The organism is Paraglaciecola polaris LMG 21857 (assembly GCF_000315055.1).
In the GTDB taxonomy this organism is placed as follows: Bacteria; Pseudomonadota; Gammaproteobacteria; order Enterobacterales; family Alteromonadaceae; genus Paraglaciecola; species Paraglaciecola polaris.
Map to the genome: position 1 here is coordinate 34,072 of NZ_BAER01000023.1, position 22,892 is coordinate 56,963.

The window sequence follows — 22,892 nt, forward strand, 5'->3', positions numbered from 1 at the left end:
CTGGTGGAGCTATCAATGACTTTTTTCTTAAGTGATTCTGTATATAGAAATAATATATTAATCATGGAACAGCTGACTAAAGAGCAAAAAAGTATTGCTAAAAAAGCTGGTACAGATAATCCAAAATTCGAAGCTGCGTGGAGTAAACTGTTTAACCTATTATCGCGAGATTGTTTTGACCTATTTTCAATCGAGGACAGGTTTGATGTCAGAGCGTTATCAATCGCGTTAACCGCGAATAGTCAATTACGAAGTGCCATCAAAATTAATAAAACCTTACTCAATAAAGTGTCCGAAGTCCTACCGTCAGGTAGCAATTTATTTATGGAATCTCTATTTCAATACTTTCTTAGCAATTTTAATTCTATAAATGACCCCAACGAAATAGGTGATTGGCTTTGTAAAGAACGTAAACGCAAAGGACTATTTCACAGCGCAGAAGAAAAAATTCTCTGTAGTGAAGGGCCAACATTTTTGGCCAAACAAGCTATAAAGCTAGAAACTAATTTCGAACAGCAAGTTAAAAATTGGCAGTTGGATCTTTATGCTTCAGGAGACTTTGTCAAACAATCACAATCAATCTATTTTGTTGAACAGCTACAAAACATACCTGTTAATCAACCCCACGACTTGCTCGAAGAAGTTAGCAAAAAAAGCGTAGCAAACAGTCGTTATGATGCATCCGATCTTATAGGTCATGTTGCACTGAGGATACTAATTGATCGCGCGCCCTCTCAGAATGTTGATGAGAGTTGGCAGAATGCAGTGATCGCAATTGCAGGTGACCCACGTGTGCCTAAAAGTCATCCAAGATATAGTAAGTGGTGGAGTCAATTAACCAAAATACAGAGTAAAAAAGTTCAAGGATGGTTGTCCAAACTGGATCTCAAATTATTCTTAGAGGCGCTGGAAGATTACTCGAAAAGTTCACGTGACAATGACATGATGCGAATGTTTCCTTCAAGAAAGCATTTCTTAGAGGGGATGCATGAAGCTGGCACAATAGTACATACGAAGCTTTATCTATCCAAAAAAGCTGACAAGTACATACGTAAAAACTACAAACCTGAACATATACCAGACTATTCCATTGTTGAAGATGGTGACCGTTCTATCATTTACGCTGAATTGACCAATGGTCATATGATCGAGGGCAGTCATAATTGTCAAATATGGTTCTACAGGAATTTACATGAGTCAGCGCCTGTCGTTAAGTTCGGTCGCCAAAGAGAACGGTATCGCTCTTTAACTGTTGGTCTTAATGAAACTATGTATAAGTACGGTTGCGAAGCATACGATAATTTTACTCATTCACCTTCTAACTTTAGTTGGCAGCGGCGTTCTATTGAAGTGCTACAGGCCATAGGTGTTCAAATTAAAGCGTCAGATGTTCTAAGTACAAGTGATTACAATAAGTACAAACGCTTTTACGGAGTAGGCTAATGAAAAACTGGATTTCATCTTTGTTCAACTTGAAAGAGTCAGACGCGAAGTTTGATTTTGAATTTAATCCTGAAAGTGTTGACTTTTACTGCCCTGAATATAAATTCAATCAGATTAAGAGTGGTCAAGCAGATGAGTACTTAACTGCTCAATTTGTTACCTTACAAATGCTAGCTGAAGAAGGAAACGCTGAAACTATACCGAACGGTTTTATTTTGCCCCATGAGGTTGTTGCTTCATTAGATGAGGACGTACATCAGTTATTAAACTTACCTAGTAGATGGAAAGGTAAGGCAGTTGCAGATATCAAAGGAACTACATCTGGTAAGTCCTTTCAGCTAAAGATAAAAGTAGAATCTCCCTCAGGAAAAATGACTGCTGCTTATCATGTTGATGGCAGTATTATTGCTTTTGGTGACACCAAATATACTTTAAAACTAGACATGTTTAGCATTTTCGATGCCTTGCAACACTATTTAACATCGGCAAAAAGTGAATCAGATAACTTGCTGTTATTGCACGTCCTACAAAATGCCCAGAAATTGGGTACTCAAATCACCTTAGGTCAATTCAACAAATTAGATATACATGTACCCGATAAAATTGCAGTTGAAGCTGAATTAGATCATTCAGGTAACCTGATACTTACCCCAAGTATGGGGCAGAAAGCCGAACACGATAAGTTACAAAGGGTTTTGGGACAACTCCAGTCAGAATCAGGTCGCACCCTAAAAGTGGGTAAGGAAATAATACTCTTTAATGAAAAAACCGCTCAAGCAGCCAAAGAAATAATAACCAACAGAACTATTCCTAAGTCCCAAGTTGAACAGTTTTTAAAGGCTCCGGGGGCGTTTTTAGACGCATCATTGGTAGATTTAGATGTGGGTTTTGCCTTGCGCGTGAAAGGTGCAACTAGATTCAAACATGCTTACTTCGGTGAAACTGACGAATCGGGAATTGACTGGTTTGGTCAAAATCACGCATCTGGACAAATTCTGCCAATTTCGGCTGTGGGCAAAGTAGTTAAAACCCAAGAAGACTTAGAGCAACTTGCCCAATTAGTTAGCGATGCAAAGGTTACTGGTGCAACAGAAATTCAGTTTGAAGGCAAAAGTTACGACATTGGTAGTCTGTCAGAGGTTTCAGATACCTTATCTCAACTAGAACAAAAAATTAAAAGACCAGAAGAAGCTGGGGAAGAGCCTTTGCCACAGGATCGGCCTGAGAACGAAAATATTGATGACATCGATGATACCCCAATCGTAATTGATATAGCACTTAATGATGATGAATTAGACAACCCATCAAAATTGGTTCAAGAAGCACTAAACGATGTGCTTTATAGAGAAAAGCTAGATTGGAGTAACCATAAACGCACCCCATTTCCACATCAAATAACGGGGGTTAAGTGGATATTGGGCTTAGAAGAAATGGCACGGCACAAAGAGTTAGTAAATGGAGCTTTGCTGGCTGACGATATGGGGTTGGGTAAAACCTTTATGTCACTATCGGCGATTGAACATTACTATCGATTGTGTGAAGACAGCGATGAAACATGTCGGCCAACCCTAATTGTGGCTCCGCTTAGTCTGTTAGAAAATTGGAAAGACGAAGTAACCGAAACATTTAACGAGTCGCCTTTTAGGGATATTGTTATTCTTCAATCTGACGGAGATCTAAAGCAGTTTCGTGACGGTAGCACGGAGACAAAAGCATCCAATATCGATGATGAGACTTTAGAGCCAAGGTATTCCTTAAAATTTGGCGAAAAACATGGGCCAAATCGTCTCGATTTACCTCGTCGCATGGTCATCACTACTTATCAAACGCTACGGGACTACCAGTTTTCACTATCGCAAATTGACTGGGGCATCGCTGTTTTTGATGAAGCGCAAAATATTAAAAACCCCAATGCACTGCAAACTCGTGCAGCTAAAGGGTTGAAGGCAAAATTTAAATTGCTCGCAACAGGTACTCCTGTAGAAAACAGTTTGGCAGATTTTTGGTGCTTAATGGACACGGCCTGTCCCGGCTACCTCGATTCATATCAAACATTCAGACAAAGCTACATCACTCCCATTTTGCAAGCCGCAGGCGATGAAATTGCTCAAGTGCGAGCAACGCTAGGGCGACAACTTCGCGAAAAAGTTGGTGCATTAATGTTGCGTCGAATTAAAGAGGACAATCTAGAAGGACTGCCACAAAAAAATATCTTTGTAGGGATCGAGTCTTCCGACTGGCAATATGAGCCAAAGCTACACGCGATCATGACGCCATATCAACAAAAAGTGTATGAAGGCTCAATTGAAGCCCAACTAGAGGACGAAAATAGTCACGTACTCACCACATTAATGCGTTTGCGAGACTGTTCTTTACATCCAAGATTGACTGATGGTGGCAGGTTAGACGCACCAACTTCAAAACTCGAATTAAAAACGTTATTTGATGAGTCCGCTAAGTTAGAAAAAGCTGTCGAGGCTTTAAATGATATTCAGAATCGACAAGAGAAGTGCATCATTTTTGCCGTTAATAAACGCTTACAACGTTTTTTGAGTATAGCCTTAGGAAGTTACTTTGGTTTAGGGCCATTGCATGTAATTAATGGTGATGCAAAAGCCGTCGTGAAGAAAAAAGGCACATTAAGTCGCAAAACTATGATTGCAGACTTTGAGTCTAAAGAAGGTTTTAATATTATTATTATGTCACCCGTTGCAGCTGGGGTTGGCCTGACTGTAGTGGGTGCGAACAATGTGATTCATTTTGAGCGCCACTGGAACCCAGCAAAAGAAGCGCAGGCCACTGACAGAGTATTCCGAATAGGCCAAGTCAAAGACGTCAATATATACGTGCCTATTTTGCATCATCCCGAATTTGAGTCTTTTGATGTAAACTTGCATCGACTGCTATCGCAAAAATCTATGCTCAAAGACGCCGTCGTCACGCCCGGAGAGGTCATGCCAAATCCAGCGGGCGCTGACAAGTATCAGCTAAGCGCAGAAAGTATTATCACTTTTGACGATATGCGCCGCTTAAGCTGGAAACAATTTGAAGCATTAACAGTTGAATTATTATTCTGTGAATATCAGGCAGATAGTGCATGGTTAACAAAAGAAGGTTCTGATTTCGGAGCTGACGGTGTGATAACAGCTGGCAGCCAAGCTATATTGATTCAAGCTAAACATAAACAGGGAGCGTATAAGGGGCATAAAGCTGTGCAAGAGGTGGCTAATGCAAAAACTATATATGGCAATAACCTTGGGAGGGAAATCACCAAACAGGTGTTTATTACTAATGCTACTCAATTGGCCAAGAATACACGAAATATAGCCAATCAACTCGACGTCGCCATTATTGATGGAACCGAGTTGGGTGAGCTTTGTGAACGCCACTCAATTACATTTGGGCAAGTAATCACACGTTTATCGAAAGAACGTTACGTAATCCACGTGAATAACGATAAGCAAAAATGATCTTACATTGTACTAAAAAGCTATATGCAAGGTTACCAGTAAAGTTAACCGCACCTACCCCTTTGACCGCTATCGGAATTCAGGCTCAATGGCTTAATTGGCATGCCAACATTATTACAATTCAAAGGCGGCAGTGTCTTATTGCAGTCCATGATGCGACACGCTTTTGCTTATTTATCCCGTGTCTTGTTAAGAAAGATTGGGCTGATTTGAACTGGCATTTCGAAGATGCGTTTATTAACACATTACTGAAAAGTGACATCGAGCCTGAGCTAATCAATATTGCTACCGACAACCTGCAACCCTTACAGTTTGATACGGTATGTAATCGTTCGGTACAAGGTACAATGAATCAAATTGCACAAGAAGTTGATTTTGGCTTTTACCACAATCGCTCAGACATTACAGACATTAACCACTATCGAATTAGTGCTGATTTAAGCGAGCGTCCATGTTATGTGAAAGGGCAAAAAGACTGTATCTGGCCATTCAAAGCAATGGCAGAATTACTAGTAAACCTTAATTTATTTAATAAAAATCAAGCAGCGCAACGGCACTGAACAGGGATTGATGTATGTCAGCAGTAAAAAAATTAAACATAGTTGATATTGAAAACGGATTAGAAGAACTAGCAAAACAGAACCTTTCACCTGTCGAGTATGGAAAAGGCTTGGTCGCCTTGTTTGCTCCTGCTGCAACTACCAAAAGGCTTGGAACTACCAAAGCAAATACGTCTGACTTTGAAAACGGTATTTTGTGGCGTGAAAAATTGCACTATGTTCCATGCAAAGCAGGTGAGTTGAACACTGTCATAGAACAAGTAAAAACTTCAGATAAAACACTGAAAGCCAAGGTGCGTTTAGTTGTCGTAAATGATGGATCAAATATTTTGGTGTTTGATCGCAAATACAATGAATTAACCGATTGCACCATTGAGACGGTTAAAGATGAACCGCAACTATTTCTGCCATTAACGGGCCAAGAAGGATTTCGGCGTGAAGAAGAGAATGAAGTTGACATTAAGGCTACAGGTAAACTGGCCAAACTTTATGATGCATTAATCGAAAAGAATCCAGACTGGTTAGAAGATGATAAGCGTCATGTGCTCAATCACTTTATAACTCAGGTTATATTCTGCTTATTTGCAGAAGATACAGGTATTTTCCCTAAGGATATATTTACTAAAACGCTGAAAAATAGAGCTGGAAGCAATGGTGAGAATGCTACCGAAGTTATTACAGGTATCTACAGTGTCTTAGATTTAAACGATGCACAAAGAACAGAAACCGAAGGGTGGCAGAATGAGTTCCCCTACGTTAATGGTGGACTGTTTAGTGGAGATGTATTAATTCCAGAGTTCACGCCTAAAGCCTACCGCTATTTGCTGGAAGCGTCCTCACTCGATTGGAAGCATATCAACCCCGATATACTCGGCTCAAGTATTCAAGCGATTGTTGACCCAACAATGCGTGGCAGTTTGGGCATGCATTACACCTCAGTACCAAATATTCTCAAAACGCTAGAGCCGTTATTCCTCAACGAACTCCGTGATGACCTTTTAAAGGCTCGCCATTCAAAGAAATTGATAAATTTATTTCTCGAACGCCTTTCTAAAATAGTCTTGTTCGACCCCGCATGTGGGAGTGGTAACTTTCTGGTAATAGCGTATAGGGAATTGCGTAAACTTGAATTACAAGCAATGGATGCAGTAAGAGATATTGAAGGTGGCGCATCTATGGCCTTCGGCTTCAACTCAGTTATTTCCCTTTCCAATTTCTACGGTATTGAGTATGCCGACTTTGCTGCTGAAACGGCAAAGCTTGCATTATGGATTGCAGAATACCAACAAAACTCTCGATTTGTTGCAGCTTTCGGTGCCGAGATTCCAGCTTTACCATTACGAGAATCTGGTAATATTTTATGTGCCAACTCGCTTCAAGTTGATTGGAGTGCGTTTTGTAGTTCAGTAAATAATCAGCCAATTTTTCTTGTCGGCAACCCTCCATATTTAGGGTCAACATGGATGAATACTCAGCAAAAAGAGGATATGAAGTCTGTATTTTCACCCTATACAAAAAATTACAAAACATTAGATTATGTATGTGCTTGGTTTTTAAAGGGGGCTAAATTTTTATCAAGTTTCAATGCGAAAATGGCGTTTGTAGCTACAAATTCGATCACTCAAGGAAGTCAAGTTGCGACGCTATGGCCTATTGTCTTCGACTTCGAACTGGAAATATTTTTTGCCTACAAATCCTTTAAATGGAGTAATAATGCATCGAACAATGCCGCAGTAATTTGCGTCATTGTTGGCGTTCAACAACAAAGTGATGACGCTAAAGTTATTTTTGAAGAAAATGATTATAAGAATGCTTCAAATATAAATGGATATCTGTTGGATGCGCCAAATATTGTCATCCAAGCATCGCAAAAACCGATAAACCGTATGCCATTAATGCAAAAGGGAAATCAACCAACAGATGGGGGGAATTTAATTTTATCTGAAGATGAAAAAAACAACCTAGTTAGTTCTTTTCCTGAATTAGATTCATATATAAAGAAAATTGTGGGTTCCAAAGAAATAATAAATGGTGGACACCGTTATTGTCTATGGTTCAGTGATGCTGATTTGGACTTTGCCTTAAACCACAGAGGAATATCTACTCGAATAGCAGCTGTTCGAGAGATGAGATTAAATAGCCCCGATTTAGGAACAAGGAAGATGGCTAATAAACCGCATATGTTTAGGGAGTCTAGAACTTCAGAGTTAACTCTAGGCATACCAAGTGTTTCATCTGAAAATAGGGCGTACTTACCAGCTGAAATTTTCAACTCATCAACGATCCTGACAAATCTTGCTCTTGCTATATACGATGCACAACTTTGGCACTTTTCGGTAATTGTCTCGAAAATTCACTATATTTGGATTACTACTGTTTGTGGTAGATTGAAAACTGACTTCAGATATAGCAGCACATTGGGTTGGCATACCTTCCCTATTCCCGAACTAAATCAATGTCAAAAAGAATCTTTGATAGAGTCTGCAAGAAAAATTCTTCTTATACGAGAAAGCTATTATCCAAAAAATATCGCTGAGTTATATGACAGAAAAAATATGCCTGAAGATCTCAGACAAGCACATCAAGATAATGATGAACTGCTCGAAAGCTTCTATCAAAACAAGCCTTTTGTAACTGATGAAGATCGCTTAGCCCACTTATTTGCACGCTATGTTGAAATGACAAAAGGAGTTGACCAATGAGTAGTAACGTAACCGCAGTTAGAATTGACCTAGATGAAATCAGAAAACCCGTCTTAGCAGACCCTATGGGCATGCGACCCATGCAGCGCCGTGTTTTTGATAAACGAGAAGCCCAGTATTTATTAATAAAATCTCCCCCTGCCTCTGGTAAATCACGCGCCTTGATGTTTCTGGGTCTAGACAAGCTACATAATCAACAGATGCAAAAAGTCATTGTGGCTGTACCAGAGGTTTCTATTGGCGCTAGTTTTGCCAATACCGACCTTGTTAGTCATGGATTTTTTGCTAATTGGCAGGTTAAGCCAGAGTGGGATTTGTGTAGCCCCGGAGCAGATCATGGGGCAGGTGCGCGAAGCAAAGTTAAAAAACTTTTAGCGTTTTTTGAGAGTAGCGATAAGGCATTGGTGTGTACACATGCAACTCTGCGTTTTGCTTTTCAGGAAGCAGGCGAATCCATTTTTGATAATAGCGTGTTAGCAATAGATGAATTTCATCATTCCAGCTCTAGCGAAGATAGTAAGTTAGGCGAACTTCTGCGTAGAGTGATCCAGCGTGATAAGGCGCATGTCATTGCTATGACTGGGAGTTATTTCCGTGGTGATGATATGGCAATTATGTCTATTGAGGATGAAGCCCGTTTTACCCATGTTTCTTATACCTACTGGGAGCAGATGGCTGCTTATAAGCATCTTAAAACGCTAAAAATCAATTACAGTTTTTATAGTGCGCTCGATGGAAGTTATTTACAGGCATTGCCCAAAATATTCGACCTAACTAAAAAAACTATCATTCACATTCCGCATCGTATGAGTCCCGAAACCGCTGGTACTAAACATGATGAAGTCGATGCCATTATCGATATTATCGGTGATATGCAGGATGTAGAAGAAGAAACCAATTTTTATCCTGTGGTTACAAAAGATGGACGTACATTACTGGTAGCAAACCTAGTTGAAGATGATCCAGATTTTCGTAATAAATTACAGACCTCACTAAGAGACAAACAACAGCAAGCGCGTGTAGATGTAATTATCGCGCTGGGCATGGCTAAAGAAGGCTTTGACTGGCCGCCAGCGGAACATGCTATTACCGTGGGTTACAGAGGCTCTCTCACTGAAATAATCCAGATTATTGGTCGTGTGACCCGTGACCATGAAGATAAACCTGTTGCGATATTCACTAACCTGATTGCAGAGCCACGAGGTGATGATGAACTTGTAGTCAGTGCCGTCAACCAAATGCTTAAAGCGATCTCTGTATCGCTTGCGATGGAGCAAGCACTTGCGCCTAAATTCAAATTTATCCCCAAAAACGGTGATGACTCCAAAGGGAAAGGTGAACAAGATCCAACGACGGGAGAAATTGTCATTGGAGTGAAGGGATTAAAAGAGCCTAAGTCTGAGCGTGCAAAGCAAATAATTGAACAGGAAATGGATGAATTGGTAGCGGCTGTCTGTCAAAGCCCTGATGTTATCAAGGCTATGGCTAATGAAGATGTACCCGGTGAACTGGTACAAGATGTATTTGTGCGTCGAGTAATTGAGGAAAAGTACCCTAATGAATCGGAAGAAGATGTAGAGGCGATTCGTCAACGGGTTGCTGCTACTATGGCTATGGCATCGGTGGGTAATACCCAAAATCAGTCAGATAATGATGACGATGAAAAAAGCGGCACTAATAACTTCGTTGGCTTAGTGAGAAAATTTATCAACATTAATGATTTGTCTGTAGATCTTATCGATAGCGTTAATCCTTTTGGTCACGCATATGCCGTACTGAGTAAGGGCTTAACCTCTGAGTTATTGCAAAAAGTTCATGGTGTTGCCTCAACACAGAAAATTCGCATGACAGAAGAAGAGGCTGTAGCGTTATTTCCTAGAATAGAAGAGTTTGCGCGAGATTATGGTCGCCCACCAAACTTCGAAAGCGATGTTGCTTTAGAGCGTCGCTTAGGCGAAGCGTTAGAGTGGTTGAAGAATAAAAAACGTGAACAAATGAGAGGTTAGGGAATAATTATGGCCAAAAGGACATTGGAAGATATTTTTAGCAATGACCCCCTTAACTTACTTGAGGTGTCAGTTACTAAGTCTAAAAAGCTTAGTCACTATGCAATTTATTACGAAACGTTTGAAGAACTTAAAAATTTTGTAGAGCAAAAAGATAGAGAGCCAAACACTGACGCTATCAACATTCATGAAGCGAAATTAGCTGCACGATTAAAGAAGTTACGCTCAACTCCAGAAGCCCTTGAAGCCTTGGCACCCTTTGATACCGAAGGTTTACTTGGAAACTCAGCTGCATCCAATATAGAAACTGAGTTGACGCTTGATGATGTTTTTACAAGTAATTTGTTAGTCGACGACGATGATATTTTTAACCTTAAACACGTTGCAGTGGGCACGAAAAGTCAAACTGCCAGTACTGATATGGCGACTCGCAAAAAATGTATGGATTTTGATGAATTCAAGCCACTATTTAGACGTATGCAGTTAGACCTAGACGATGGCACTCTGGAAACATCAAGTATAAAAGGCATTGCCGAAATCCAAAAAGGGCAAGCATTTATCTTGTCTGGCTTGATTGCCTATGTAGCTGAGATTGGCGAAAAGCATGAGAGGCGGAAAGGGCATCATAACGCTCGTATGAGAGTTGTTTATTCAAATGGTATGGAAAGTAACCTATTGCTGCGTTCATTCGGTGCAGCGCTTTACAAAGATAAATCTGCACGAGCAATAGTACCGAGAGAAGCAGGCCCATTATTTGTGAATGAAGAGTCACCACTCTATAAATCAGGCATTGTCTATGTTTTAAAATCAAAGTCTGAAGATCCCAGCATTACAAAACATCGTGATTATCTACACAAGATTGGAGTGACAACTTCAGACGTTAAAAAGCGAGTAGCAAATGCATCTAAAGACGCGACTTACTTGCTAGCTAATGTAGAAGTGGTGGCAGAGTTTACGTTGTACAACATGAACCTTCAGGCAACGGAGAAATTACTGCACACGTTTTTTAGAGAAGCGCAGGCAGATATTCAGATACCAGATAGATTTGGCAATATTGTGAAACCCAAGGAGTGGTTCTTTCTGCCTTTGGATTTAATTAAACAAGTTATCCAAGTTTTGCAAAATGGTGACATAACGAAATACAGATATGATCCTAAAGACGTTTGCTTGGTAGAGGTTAAATAAATGAGTGATTTTTCTAAAAGGCATGGTTTTCATTCTGTTGAAGAAGCAGAAATAACTATTCGCGAAGATGCACCTCAAGAGCTGCGAGACTTCCTTATTCAATTTAGTTATGAGCTTGGTATTGGGCCAAAGAAATTGCGACCAATTGTTTGCAAAATGCTCAGAAAAGCCCCAAACCAAGATAACTGGAGTGAATTTCCAAATATAGATTGTGAAGTAAGAAACCTGATTGAGGAAGCACGTTGGTACAAGGTTTACGACTTGATTGAAAGAGTTTACGAATATTTATGCACTGAATGTTTTGAAGACCGTCAAGATGAATTTTGTGAGGAGTTAAACGAGTATTTCATTGAAAATGGGATAGGCTGGAAGCTAGCTGACGGTTTAATTGAAATGAGGGGCCCTGAAGGGTTCGAAGTAATCATCAAAGATGCTAGAACTAAGGAGTTGGAGTCTGGAAATGAGACAGCCAGCAACGAACTGCACGAAGCTATAAAGGACTTATCTAGACGACCTAAACCTGATTCCACTGGCGCTATTCAACACGCTATGGCGTCACTTGAATGCGTTGCAAGAGAAGTATCTGGTGCTCGAAATGCAAACTTAGGTGATATTCTCAAACGGGGACAAGTTGAAATTCCGCCGCCTCTCGATGAAGCAGTCAAAAAAGCATGGGGATTTGCCTCTGAGTTTGGGCGGCATATCCGTGAAGGAAGAGAGCCTAAACAACCTGAAGCGCAACTTATCGTTGGAGTTTGCGCTTCTGTGGGGCATTTCTTGTTGTCGTCAGAGTCTAACTGAATGCCTAAGCTAATCATCAGTTGAAAGTGTGACTATTTGATCGATGCTATCAGTCCATTTTTGACCAGATTAGCATGCATCTCAGACTCGGTATGTGATTGAGAATGAATATAACGCAAATCGTCATGGTCTAGTTTGTGCCAATGTGATGGTGTAATAACGTTTGATTTAGTCTGTTTAGATAAAGATTTACGTTTTATATAACTCGATTTGCTTGATTCAATTTCTGTGACCAACTGTTTGACCAGTGTTTTATTATCTATGTCTGGATGTTGTTCCTTTAACAAAACAATTTGTGAAGCGTGCTGTTTGTAATCGATATCTAGAAGACTTAGTAGTAGCTCAAGTTGACTATCTGATGGTTTATCTCTTTGCTGTGATATTTCTTCTTCAGGCAAGTCTTGAGGCATGCTGTTTACCACTGTATCAACATCAACTTCTGGCATGGTTAAATCTGAAAATTTGGCTATCTGCGCACTATCCCCAGAACGTAACGCATCTAGCATTGGGTGAACATTCTTCACTTCCTCTTCATAGACAGTGTCAAAAAGGGGAATTGATAGCTCTTCTTTTCGAGATACGATGGCTCGAATTTGTGCGATCACAAAGAGTTTAACTGCGATATCTAGTATCCCTTGCGAAAGGTCGAACAAATGTCCTATTATCTCCGGCGAAGGCTCATTCGTCCTAGCTTTGACCCATTGGAAGCGCCAAAGTCGTTTTATAAAGCGTGTCCAGTTCAAATAATCATATTCTGTTTTAGATATTCCCCATTCCATATTGCCAAAACCAATAGTACGTCTAGCACCTCTCAGACCGTCTGCAAAAAGAACTTTTGCTTTTAGAGTGCCTATTAAAAATATCGGAATGCCTAAAACGTTTGTCATTGTAGTAAAGAAGTTAAGTAATTCTTCGCTATCAGATTTTGAAGTGTTCAAATGTTGAATTTCATCGATAACAAGTAAACCGACTGAGTGAGCTAATGCTATTTGTGACATCGTTTTTAATTGTGTTTTAGGCCCAATCCGTATTCCTTGACTATATCGCTTGTGATAGTCAGTACCTACGATCTGATCGATTTCGAGGAAAAAATTTGAGCACATACTGCTCAGTTCACCGTCATAAGGACATTCCACCACGACGTAGGGAATCTGTTGCAACATATTGTAATCTGGGTGTTCTATTAACTGGGGGTATGTTGACAGTACTCTTTTCATTGCGGTTGTTTTACCACTTCCAGAGCAGCCGATTAGCGTCATACCTAATGCTGAACGGTCGGTTGTTGGGAACAATTTAGCATCGTCTCGATGACCTTGCATCGCGAGATAATTTTCTTGAATAGCGACTTTGTCATGATTTAATGCAGGATTTCGCTTTAAGTAACCTGTACGGATCATTAACGATAGTTTTCTTTCTAGATCAAGATGACTTGGTAAAGGATGGAAAAATGTTCCACTTAGTAAACGAGCTATCGCGTGCAATCTTAAACGAGGGTGTAGATCCAAGTCATCTTTTGAATGTAATGGTCTGGAGGATAATCTCTTTGCTAGTGAAAGGTCATCAAGCCAAATACTAGGTAATGCTTCAATTAGTGGATTCCCTTTATATTCTTCTAAATCCTGCTCAATGTAATTAGCTGTTACAGCTACTATTTTGTTATAAATCATGTTTAGTCCTCGTCGAAGTCCACATCTAAATCAGGTAAAGAAAAATCATCCTGCTTTTTAAAAGCCTTTACATTATTAGGCGTAGGAGTGTTTTGCTTTTCGCTTGTTTCGCCAACTGATCGTTTGCACCTCTCTTTGGCTATCGCTTCCAGTTTATTTTTTCTAATCTCTTTGAGTCTTGCATTATCTGATTTATTGGATGAAGTTTTTTTGGAACGTTGCTGAGCCGATGTTAATCGTTTGTCGATTTCGTCATCTATTTTTTGGCGCTCAGCTGCGTTGTCTTTGTCCGTTTTATCTCCTTGACGCTTGCGAATCAGTATGGCTTTTCTAGCCTCGTAAACAGTCATATCAGCATACGCTCTGCTACGATCAGTTAAATTCGCATTCCAAAATTTATTTGAACTACTACTTGGAAATATATAAATTGTATTAGTCGTTCTTGGGTCAAAAGCAATTTGCACCGAATTGGGTCTTGTTCGATGTTTATCACGCAGAAACCAGCCCTTTTCGAATGCTTCTGGGCATGTATAGATTAAAGAGTTAACTTTAATGCCTAGGTTTGAAACTGTTGCTTTCGTTCTTGGCAAAGTTAAGATTTTGAATTTTTGAAGATCAAATGATTTTAGAGTGCCAGAGCGATTTTCTATTCCCCAATTCCAGAGATCTTTTGGAGTGAAAGGAAGGTCAATGGGAATATCGGGGTCAGCGTCATAGTTTTTCATTACCTTCAAGTTGTGCTTGTAGATAAGTAAAACTATGATTTCTTCAAACTGTCGAATATTGAGTTCGGCATCTAATCGATAATCTTTTCCGCCACGTTTTTTTGCTGTTTCGTCGGTCACCACACCGGGGGCGTATGGTTTGAACTCTGCCTGTAAAGTCAGAAATTTTCGTTCAACTATGCCCTTAGCGTCACCGCGACGTGCCGTCGCGTTCTCTATTCGAACATTTGCAGAATCGACTAACGTGTTACTTTGATTTGATAATAACTCCCCTTTGTCGGCAAGAACCGCTGATGGTAGGCCTATGGCTGGCCAAGAGTCATGTTTAATAGTTAATCCTAGTGATGCACAAATGTCGACTTTGTTTTCTAGGCAGTTAGCTAGCGCCATCATTGCTACTACATACGATGGAGGTTCGAAAGTGAGGTAGTACCCCGACACAAGACGAGAAAATACGTCGATGGCAATTAATAGTGTGGGTCGACCAATAATAGCTTGAGCATCATTTTCACTTACCAAATATAAATCGATAATAGTGGCATCAAATTCAAATCTATCCCCCGGCCCCAAAACTTGTGCAGTGGCAGTGCTTGTTAATTGCCTTTTGTCTTTTTCAAACGTGATATCTGCATTGCGTGCTTTTGACGTTTCTTCAGGTTTGTACTCTTTTGTAAATAAATGTTTTAATTGAAGTAGGGTCGGCATATCGTATTTAGATATGTTGGGGTACTGTTCCCTCACGGCTTTGGTCACTTTGTCGTGCACTTTTACCCAAGGCATGCGATTGGCTTTCATATAGAAAGTGTCTATGGCTTGTCTAAATATTTGTTTTAAATCATCCGTTATAGGCACTCCAATACCGACTGAAGTAATGCGTTTTGGCCCTACTTTATTCGTAGTGATAATTCTCGTTTGGTTTGGTGCTCCCATCCTTTGAAAATCAGGTAGTAGTGCATTTTTACATTGACCACGTTGTAAATATTGGCGCATTAGTTTATAAAAATGCTTGCGGCTAGGCTTGTACTTAGACTTTTTTATTACCTGACGAAAGAGGTTACTCCACTCATTTTTAAACAAGCGCAATGGGTTGTTTGCTACACACTTCATGGATTCCCATCGATTGTCTCTGCAAGCTAATTCCTTTTTATTTGCCTTTCTAGAGATGTCTAAAAGATACGGATCTTCTATTTGTTGTGCCTGATTACTTCTTAAAGCATTAGTTATTTCGTTAAAGTTAAAATCTTCTGGATCTGCTAGAAGTGCATGAATATCTATCCAGATAGCATAGTCGGGGGTTATCGCCAATACTCGGAGCGAACGTTGTTGATATTCAACAACGCTGTTAACCAACAGCATAAAGCCCCCCAGTATTTATTTGACGAGAGATACATTGAATATCTTTACACTGAAGAGTTGTATATGGTTTTTTGATGTCAAACGCGAGAATTCGATAGCTAAAAGAGTTTCGAGCTACTTTCAATGACTCCCCCGGCATCAGTCCATGGCGTTTGTCAAAATCGGAACATGCTTTAGTTAGCTTTATGTTGGGTAAGTGTTCTATTTCGTCCCATAAGTCAAAAACTCGCTCATGAATTTCGTCGCTTATCTCAAGGTCTTTACCGCCCAAGATCCATTCTATATTTACCTGTTGCGTGTGAGGTATATCTAACTCTGTCATTAATTGCCATTCAATATCTTTAGCAAGAAAACTGCGCCGCTCAATTTCAAGTTTTTGAATAGTATTTTTGTCCATAAGATCTTTTATGTACTTTACTTGAATTGCCTTTTGCTTGCTTTGGATATTGTCGTAATCAAGAAGGATATCTGTTGTGAAAACGTGATATTTATTGCCCTTCTTCGGGTGTTTAATACCTGCTTTTTCAGCGACTTCTAGGGTTGTTTCGATATCGATTGGATACTGTTCTCGAATGTCACAAATAGATTCATCCCAATCGAACAGACTAAAGGTTAAGAATTCGAGCTTGGATAAAAGGTGAACCACACGTCCAGTTCGGTGTGATAAGACCCTATAACTGGTTCCTTTGCTGGATATTTCTTGGATGTAAATCCATGGTTTGTAGCCTTGTTTGCGCCCTGTTCCTCTGCCGCTTTCCTGACGCTTTTTGATCTCTTCCTTTGTGAACCAGAATTGTTGCGACATAAGTGTTCTCGTTACTTGCTATATAGGTAAGCATAACGGAACTTTTAATTGGTACCAAATTTAATCGATACTTTGTAAATTTGGTACCAATATTAATATTGTTGGTACCAAATATAATATACTTGGTACCAATATTAATATGCTCTTACAATGGCCCATATTATTTAACGTGTGCTTATTCAACCGTTACGCTTTTTGCTAGGTTTCTAGGTTGGTCTACATCAGTTCCTTTGATGATAGCCACATAATAAGACAGCAACTGTAACGGTAGGGTATAGATAATCGGCGCTATTGCGGCTGCGCAATGGGGCACATTGATTACGCGCATGGTTTTATCGCTTTGGAAGTGAGCTTCTTTATCGGCAAACACATACATGATACCGCCTCGGGCACGCACTTCTTCAACGTTAGATTTTAGCTTTTCGAGTAACTCGTTATTAGGTGCCACTACAATTACGGGCATCTCATCATCAATCAGCGCTAACGGTCCATGTTTAAGCTCGCCTGAAGCATAGGCTTCCGCGTGAATATAGGAAATCTCTTTAAGCTTTAAGGCGCCTTCCATTGCGATAGGGTATTGATCGCCGCGGCCTAAAAATAGGCTGTGATGCTTGTCGGCAAATTCTTCTGCTAAATCCTTTATGCCTTGTGTCAGGCTTAAGGTTTCTTCTAATTTACTGGGTAAGCTGTGCAAGCCATCTACTATGGCTTTATGATCTACGTCACTCATTCCATTATGTTTACCCAAAGCCAAGGTTAGCATTAAAAAACCTGTGAGCTGAGTAGTGAACGCTTTGGTTGAAGCCACGCCAATTTCAGCACCTGCAAGGGTCATAAATGCAAGATCTGACTCGCGTACCAAAGAGGAGCCAGGCACATTGCAAATGGTTAAGCTTGAGCTATATCCTAAACTTTTCGCCAGGCGTAAGGCGGCAAGAGTATCGGCGGTTTCACCCGATTGAGAAATGGTAACCAATAAACTATTAGGGTGAACAAAGGATTTGCGATAACGAAATTCAGAGGCAATTTCAACGTTACACGAAACGTTGGCGTATTGTTCTAACCAATATTTTGCCGTCATGCCTGAATGGTAACTGGTACCGCAAGCGACGATCTGTACGTGCTTGATGTTAGCTAGCACCTCATCGGCACCTTGACCAAAGATATTAGGGCTGATGTCGTGTTCACCTAAGCGTCCTTGCAGACAATTGCGCACCACACTTGGTTGCTCGTGGATTTCCTTGAGCATGTAGTGGCGATAACCGGCTTTGTCGCCTGCATCGTGTTCGATATCCGATTCGATAATGTCGCGCTCAACAACTTGGCCGCTTTGGTCGTATACGATCACACTGGTGCGTGTTACTTCAGCCACATCGCCTTCTTCAAGGTACATAAAGCGACGGGTGACGGGTAATAGCGCCATTTGGTCAGAGGCAATAAAGTTCTCGCCAATACCAAACCCGATCACCAAGGGGCTACCAGAGCGTGCAACTATCATGCGCTCTGGCTCAAGCTTGTCGATAATCACGGTTCCATAGGCACCTTCAAACTTGCTTACCGCTGTTTGTACGGCTTGCAGTAAATCTGCGCCTTGATCTAACTCGTAATGCACCTGATGAGCGATTGATTCCGTATCGGTATCAGAGCTAAAACCGTAGCCTTTTGCTGAAAGCTCAGCGCGAAGATGCTGGTAATTTTCGATGATGCCGTTGTGAACAACGGCCACTCGTTCACTGGAGAAATGCGGGTGTGCATTTGCTTCGGTTACACCACCGTGAGTTGCCCAGCGAGTATGGGCAATCCCTACACTGCCTTTGACTGGTTCTTTGTGCAGGGCATCGGCAAGTTCTTTCACTTTACCTGTGCGACGGATACGGGTTAAATTGCCGTCGCTATCCAGCAATGCCACGCCTGCGGAATCGTATCCACGGTATTCTAAGCGTTTCAGGCCTTCTAGCAATATTTCTACTACGTTGCGCTCTGCAATCGCGCCGACTATCCCACACATAGGTTATGCTCCAATTTTTTTAGTTTGTGCGCAAATGACCTTTACGCCCTGTTTTTCAATATGTTGTTTATCGCTATCCGCGATCAAATCATCGGTAACCAATATGGATATGGCCAACCAGGGCAATTCAATATTGGGAATTTTACGTTGTAATTTTTCAGATTCTGCCATGACGACCACCTCACCAGAAACCTCTGCCATTACTTGGCTCAGTTGAGTGAGTTCATTGAAGGTGGTGGTACCTTTATAGAGGTCGAGTCCTGCAGCGCCAATAAATGCTTGGTCAAAATTGTAGGCGCGTAGGACTTGCTCCGCCATTTTTCCCTGAAACGCATGGGATTGCGGATCCCATGTGCCGCCCGTCATTAGCACTTTTTGTTCATTTTCTTGCTCTAGCAGTGAATTGGCTACATGCAATGAATTCGTCATGACCACTAAGCCTATTTTGCTCGCCAGCTCAGGAATAAGTGCCGCTGTGGTACTGCCACTGTCAATAATAATGCGGTTATGATCTTTGATCAGTGTCGCCGCCGCTTGGGCTATGGCAATTTTTCGCGCCGAGAGTTTTTCACTGGAAAGCTCTGAAGAATCTTGCGGTAAGGGTACTGCACCACCAAATTTACGCAGTAATAGGCCATTATTTTCAAGCTCGGTCAGATCTTTACGGATCGTGACCTCCGAAGTCGAAAATAATTTAGCAAGCTCATCAACCATGACTTCACGGTGTTCATGAAGGCGATCAATAATGGCGCGGCGACGTTGTTGAGTGTTTCGTTTTTGCATAACTCGAAATATATATGTTTCGAAACGAAAGATAAAGGGATTATTTTATCCCCTGTGTACTGAGCTATTCCACAAAATATATAAAATAAAAGGGGCTGAATCAGTCAATAGCTAAACCACAAAAAAACCTCTACTTTGTGGGTAGAGGTTTTTATTAAATTACATTGTGACTAGATTGGGTGCCAGTGGCTAAGCCGTGTTTAAGGCTTGGTAGGTCGCTGCCAACCGCTGACATTACGTTGTTTTGCTCGAGCGATAGCCAGTTCTTCATCAGCGACCGTTTTCGTTACCACCGAACCTGCGCCGACCGTCGCCATATTACCTATTACTACCGGTGCGACCAAAGCACTGTTGGAACCAATAAAAGCGCCATCACCAATAACCGTTTTCGATTTGTTTACACCGTCGTAGTTACAGGTAATTGTGCCAGCGCCAATGTTGGCACCGATACCGACAGTTGTATCTCCTAAATAGGTTAAGTGATTTGCTTTTGAGCCTTTACCGAGTACGGTTTTTTTCATTTCAACGAAGTTACCCACTCGGGCACTTTCATGCATGACTGCGCCAGGGCGCAAACGCGCGTATGGTCCAACCGAGCAATTTTCACCGACTACAGCTTGGTCTAACATACTGTTGGCTTCAATCACTGCGCCATCAGCAATTTCAGTGTCTTTTAAGATACAGTTGGGGCCAATTTTAACGTTGGAGCCTATTTTGACGGTACCTTCGATCACCACGTTCACATCAATAGTGATGTCTTGACCCACGATCACGTCGCCGCGCAAGTCAAAACGATGGGGGTCCAATAAGCTCACGCCTTTCATCATTAATTCTTCAGCTTGTTCAAATTGAAAAGCACGTTCAATAGCGGCCAGTTGCTTACGGTTATTAATGCCTTCTACTTCAATTTCACTGGTGGGTTGGGCCGCTTTTATTACTTTTCCCTCGTTGGCCGCCATTTCAATCACGTCGGTTAAATAAAATTCGCCTTGGGCATTGTTGCTATTTAAGTTTGTTAGCCAGCGTTTTAAATCTTTGCCGTTCAATACCATCATGCCGGTATTAATTTCACGAATTTGGCGCTGAGCAGCGCTAGCATCCTTATGTTCAACAATGGCGGTTACGTTTTCACCTTGGCGAACAATGCGGCCCATACCGGTAGGATCAGTGACATTTACTGTCAGCAAGGCCACGTCAGACTGGCTCTTTACACGTAGCAAATTATGCAGGGTATCAACTTTGATGAGCGGTGCATCACCGACTAAAATGAGCACATCTTCATCGTCATTCATATACGGGACGGCTTGTTGCACAGCATGTCCCGTGCCCAGCTGTTCGGCTTGTAAGCACCAATTCAAGGCGTTGTGGCCTAGGGCTTGTTGTAGCTGCTCTGCTTGGTGGCCGTAAACTAAATTAATTGAATTGGCACCCAGTTGATTGACCGTATCTATAATGCGTTGCACCATAGGCTTGGCACCTATGGGATGTAAAACTTTAGGCATGGAAGACTTCATACGTGTCCCTTTACCTGCTGCGAGTATGACCACTGAAAATGCCATGGGGTATCCTAATTCATTAAAATTGGAGTGTATTTTACTGATGCGAGGAAAATACACCAGCGCTTGATCCTTTCTAACCTTATTGACGTAAAAAATAGTCTGTTGGTTATGCAACCAAATTCAAGTTATATAACACAAAGTACAGTGTGTTTACTTGCGACACTTGGATATAATGTTTGAATTTTGGTAATTTTACCTACCATTATATCTGAGCGATAGGTTGTAGAGTAAATAGCATATTTTATTGATTAAATGTGTGGCTAGTTTTTAAATTTAGTTGGTTAAACACATGTGATTAGTTTACCGTGAGCAATTAGTTAGTAGTGCTACAGTTAATGAATAACAGGGCGCCTAATATGCAGTTTATTAGCTTATTTATACAGGGTAGTTTGTGAATATTTTTCGAACCTTACATCGCAGTATCTTGCTGCTCTTTGTCGTTGTCGTTATATCCATAGTGACTTTGGTGCATTTCAGCGTATCTAAAATTGTAGCGGAGCAAAGTCGCGCTCAGCAACAATCCCACTCCCCTGCATTAGAACTGATCGTTCAACAGTTGATGAAACCGCTGCATATTTCTGAAACTCTGGTTAAAGCCAAGGAGTTACAAGATTTAATGGGCGCTCCGGACATCGATGAAGCCGCTGTGTTCGCGAGTTTAAAGCGATTACACCGTGAATTTGGGATGAATTTTTTTATCGCGAGCGAAAAAAATCGCCGCCAATATTATTCCGACGGTACCACTACTGAGCTAGTCGAGGGTGATGTAAGTTGGTACTTCAAATATAAAGACTCCGCGCAGAATGAAATCGCGGATATTGGTAAATGGGAAGATACCCACTTTTACATCGATTTGAAGGTGTTCGATGAAGACCAACACTTTCTCGGTTTTTTCGGAGTAGGCAAGAGTTTACGCAGCTTTTTAGATATATTTGCTCGTTATAAAGAGACTTACGGCTATGATTTTATTTTTGCCGATCAAGACCGAAATATTACCTTATCGTCTGATCCTAAGCTGGTTGCTGCGAATTCTCAGTTCACCAATTTGACTGACTTACCTTGGTTTAAGGACTTATCAGAAGAAGAACAACAAGGTTCGTTGAATAACTTGTTGGTGAAAATTAACGGATTTGATTTCCTAATCGCAGAGTTAAACATTCAACCGTTTGACTGGACCTTATATTTAATGACCCCCCTTGAGTCTCGCCAGACTGAAATTAGCCGTGGCTTTATTTTTAGTGTTGTTACTTTGTTGGTAATTATTTTTGGTTTGTTTTTGATTATTTATAACTTGTTGTATTACTTCAAAAAAGACATGCAGAAAACACGTCAGATTGACGTATTAACGGAGTTGCCTAATCGGGCCAGTATGTCTTTGACGTTTGATGAATTGATATACAAGAAGTCATCAGTGAGTTTAGTGTTAATTAACCTTGATAATTTTAAATCGATCAATGAAACCCATGGACGTAAAGCCGGTGACATAGTGTTGCGCCAGATTGCGTCTATGTTGCAGTTAGAGTTAAGAGATCGTGATGTGTTAGGACGATGGGGCGGTGAAGAGTTTTTATTGCTTCTGCCTAACACGGGTCCCCATGAAGCTGTGGATGTGGCTGAAACGGTGCGTAATCGCCTAGCGAATATGACAATAACAACTGGCAGTATGTCGATTCAAATGACAGCAAGTTTTGGAGTCTCGTTTACAGCTATTCCTCGGGCTATTAACGAAGTCATTGCGGCTGCTGATGACGCCTTGTTTGCCGCCAAGCGAGAAGGGCGAAATGTAGTGCGTTTACAGCTTATTGAAGAGCACTAACCGAAT

General features: G+C 41.0%; 14 protein-coding genes. 8 read left to right on the plus strand and 6 right to left on the minus strand.

Annotation, left to right across the window (positions count from 1 at the left end):
* The first annotated feature begins 15 nt into the window (after positions 1 to 15).
* From GPLA_RS03950 to GPLA_RS03980, 7 genes are read left to right on the plus strand one after another with little or no spacing between them, the layout of a single operon-like run.
* Positions 16 to 1,443: an EH signature domain-containing protein gene (locus tag GPLA_RS03950; protein WP_007103534.1), complete on the plus strand. Its 1,428-nt coding sequence runs from the start codon at positions 16 to 18 to the stop codon at positions 1,441 to 1,443.
* Entirely contained in the window at positions 1,443 to 4,913 is a 3,471-nt protein-coding gene (locus tag GPLA_RS03955) for an SNF2-related protein (RefSeq protein ID WP_007103535.1), read from the plus strand. Before GPLA_RS03950 ends, GPLA_RS03955 begins: the two co-directional genes overlap by 1 nt.
* Positions 4,910 to 5,473, plus strand: a complete 564-nt coding sequence (locus tag GPLA_RS03960; RefSeq protein WP_007103536.1) for a DUF6933 domain-containing protein — start codon at positions 4,910 to 4,912, stop codon at positions 5,471 to 5,473. Before GPLA_RS03955 ends, GPLA_RS03960 begins: the two co-directional genes overlap by 4 nt.
* Before the next feature lie 14 nt (positions 5,474 to 5,487).
* Positions 5,488 to 8,175, plus strand: a complete 2,688-nt coding sequence (locus GPLA_RS03965; protein ID WP_007103537.1) for a DNA methyltransferase — start codon at positions 5,488 to 5,490, stop codon at positions 8,173 to 8,175.
* Positions 8,172 to 10,181, plus strand: coding sequence for a DEAD/DEAH box helicase (locus tag GPLA_RS03970; protein WP_007103538.1), 2,010 nt, complete (start codon positions 8,172 to 8,174; stop codon positions 10,179 to 10,181). The genes GPLA_RS03965 and GPLA_RS03970 overlap by 4 nt, the downstream gene beginning before the upstream one ends.
* Positions 10,182 to 10,190: 9 nt before the next feature.
* The gene (locus GPLA_RS03975; protein WP_007103539.1) at positions 10,191 to 11,366 is read left to right on the plus strand and encodes a GIY-YIG nuclease family protein; all 1,176 of its coding nucleotides are present in this window, start codon (positions 10,191 to 10,193) and stop codon (positions 11,364 to 11,366) included.
* Positions 11,367 to 12,167 carry an AbiJ-NTD4 domain-containing protein gene (locus GPLA_RS03980; protein WP_007103540.1) on the plus strand — a complete coding sequence of 267 codons (801 nt, stop codon included), beginning with the start codon at positions 11,367 to 11,369 and terminating at the stop codon, positions 12,165 to 12,167.
* Positions 12,168 to 12,199: 32 nt separating this feature from the next.
* Here GPLA_RS03980 and GPLA_RS03985 read toward each other — a convergent pair whose 3' ends face one another.
* The 6 genes from GPLA_RS03985 to glmU form a co-directional block, all read right to left on the minus strand.
* Positions 12,200 to 13,834 (minus strand): AAA family ATPase, encoded by a 1,635-nt coding sequence (locus tag GPLA_RS03985; RefSeq protein WP_007103541.1) that lies wholly within the window; start codon positions 13,832 to 13,834, stop codon positions 12,200 to 12,202.
* A gap of 2 nt (positions 13,835 to 13,836) precedes the next feature.
* Complete coding sequence (locus GPLA_RS03990) at positions 13,837 to 15,915, minus strand: Mu transposase C-terminal domain-containing protein (RefSeq protein WP_007103542.1); 2,079 nt, start codon at positions 15,913 to 15,915, stop codon at positions 13,837 to 13,839.
* A complete protein-coding gene (locus GPLA_RS03995; protein ID WP_007103543.1) occupies positions 15,902 to 16,720 on the minus strand; it encodes a heteromeric transposase endonuclease subunit TnsA in 819 nt (272 codons plus the stop codon). The genes GPLA_RS03990 and GPLA_RS03995 overlap by 14 nt, the downstream gene beginning before the upstream one ends.
* Positions 16,721 to 16,895: 175 nt before the next feature.
* Positions 16,896 to 18,728: a glutamine--fructose-6-phosphate transaminase (isomerizing) gene (gene glmS, locus GPLA_RS04000; RefSeq protein WP_007103544.1), complete on the minus strand. Its 1,833-nt coding sequence runs from the start codon at positions 18,726 to 18,728 to the stop codon at positions 16,896 to 16,898.
* 3 nt (positions 18,729 to 18,731) lie between these two features.
* Positions 18,732 to 19,511: a DeoR/GlpR family DNA-binding transcription regulator gene (locus GPLA_RS04005; RefSeq protein ID WP_040513875.1), complete on the minus strand. Its 780-nt coding sequence runs from the start codon at positions 19,509 to 19,511 to the stop codon at positions 18,732 to 18,734.
* A gap of 200 nt (positions 19,512 to 19,711) precedes the next feature.
* Positions 19,712 to 21,070: a bifunctional UDP-N-acetylglucosamine diphosphorylase/glucosamine-1-phosphate N-acetyltransferase GlmU gene (gene glmU, locus GPLA_RS04010; RefSeq protein WP_007103547.1), complete on the minus strand. Its 1,359-nt coding sequence runs from the start codon at positions 21,068 to 21,070 to the stop codon at positions 19,712 to 19,714.
* A gap of 391 nt (positions 21,071 to 21,461) precedes the next feature.
* On the opposite strand from glmU, the gene GPLA_RS04015 reads away from it, so the two are divergent.
* The gene (locus tag GPLA_RS04015) at positions 21,462 to 22,886 is read left to right on the plus strand and encodes a sensor domain-containing diguanylate cyclase (protein ID WP_007103548.1); all 1,425 of its coding nucleotides are present in this window, start codon (positions 21,462 to 21,464) and stop codon (positions 22,884 to 22,886) included.
* Positions 22,887 to 22,892: the final 6 nt, after the last annotated feature.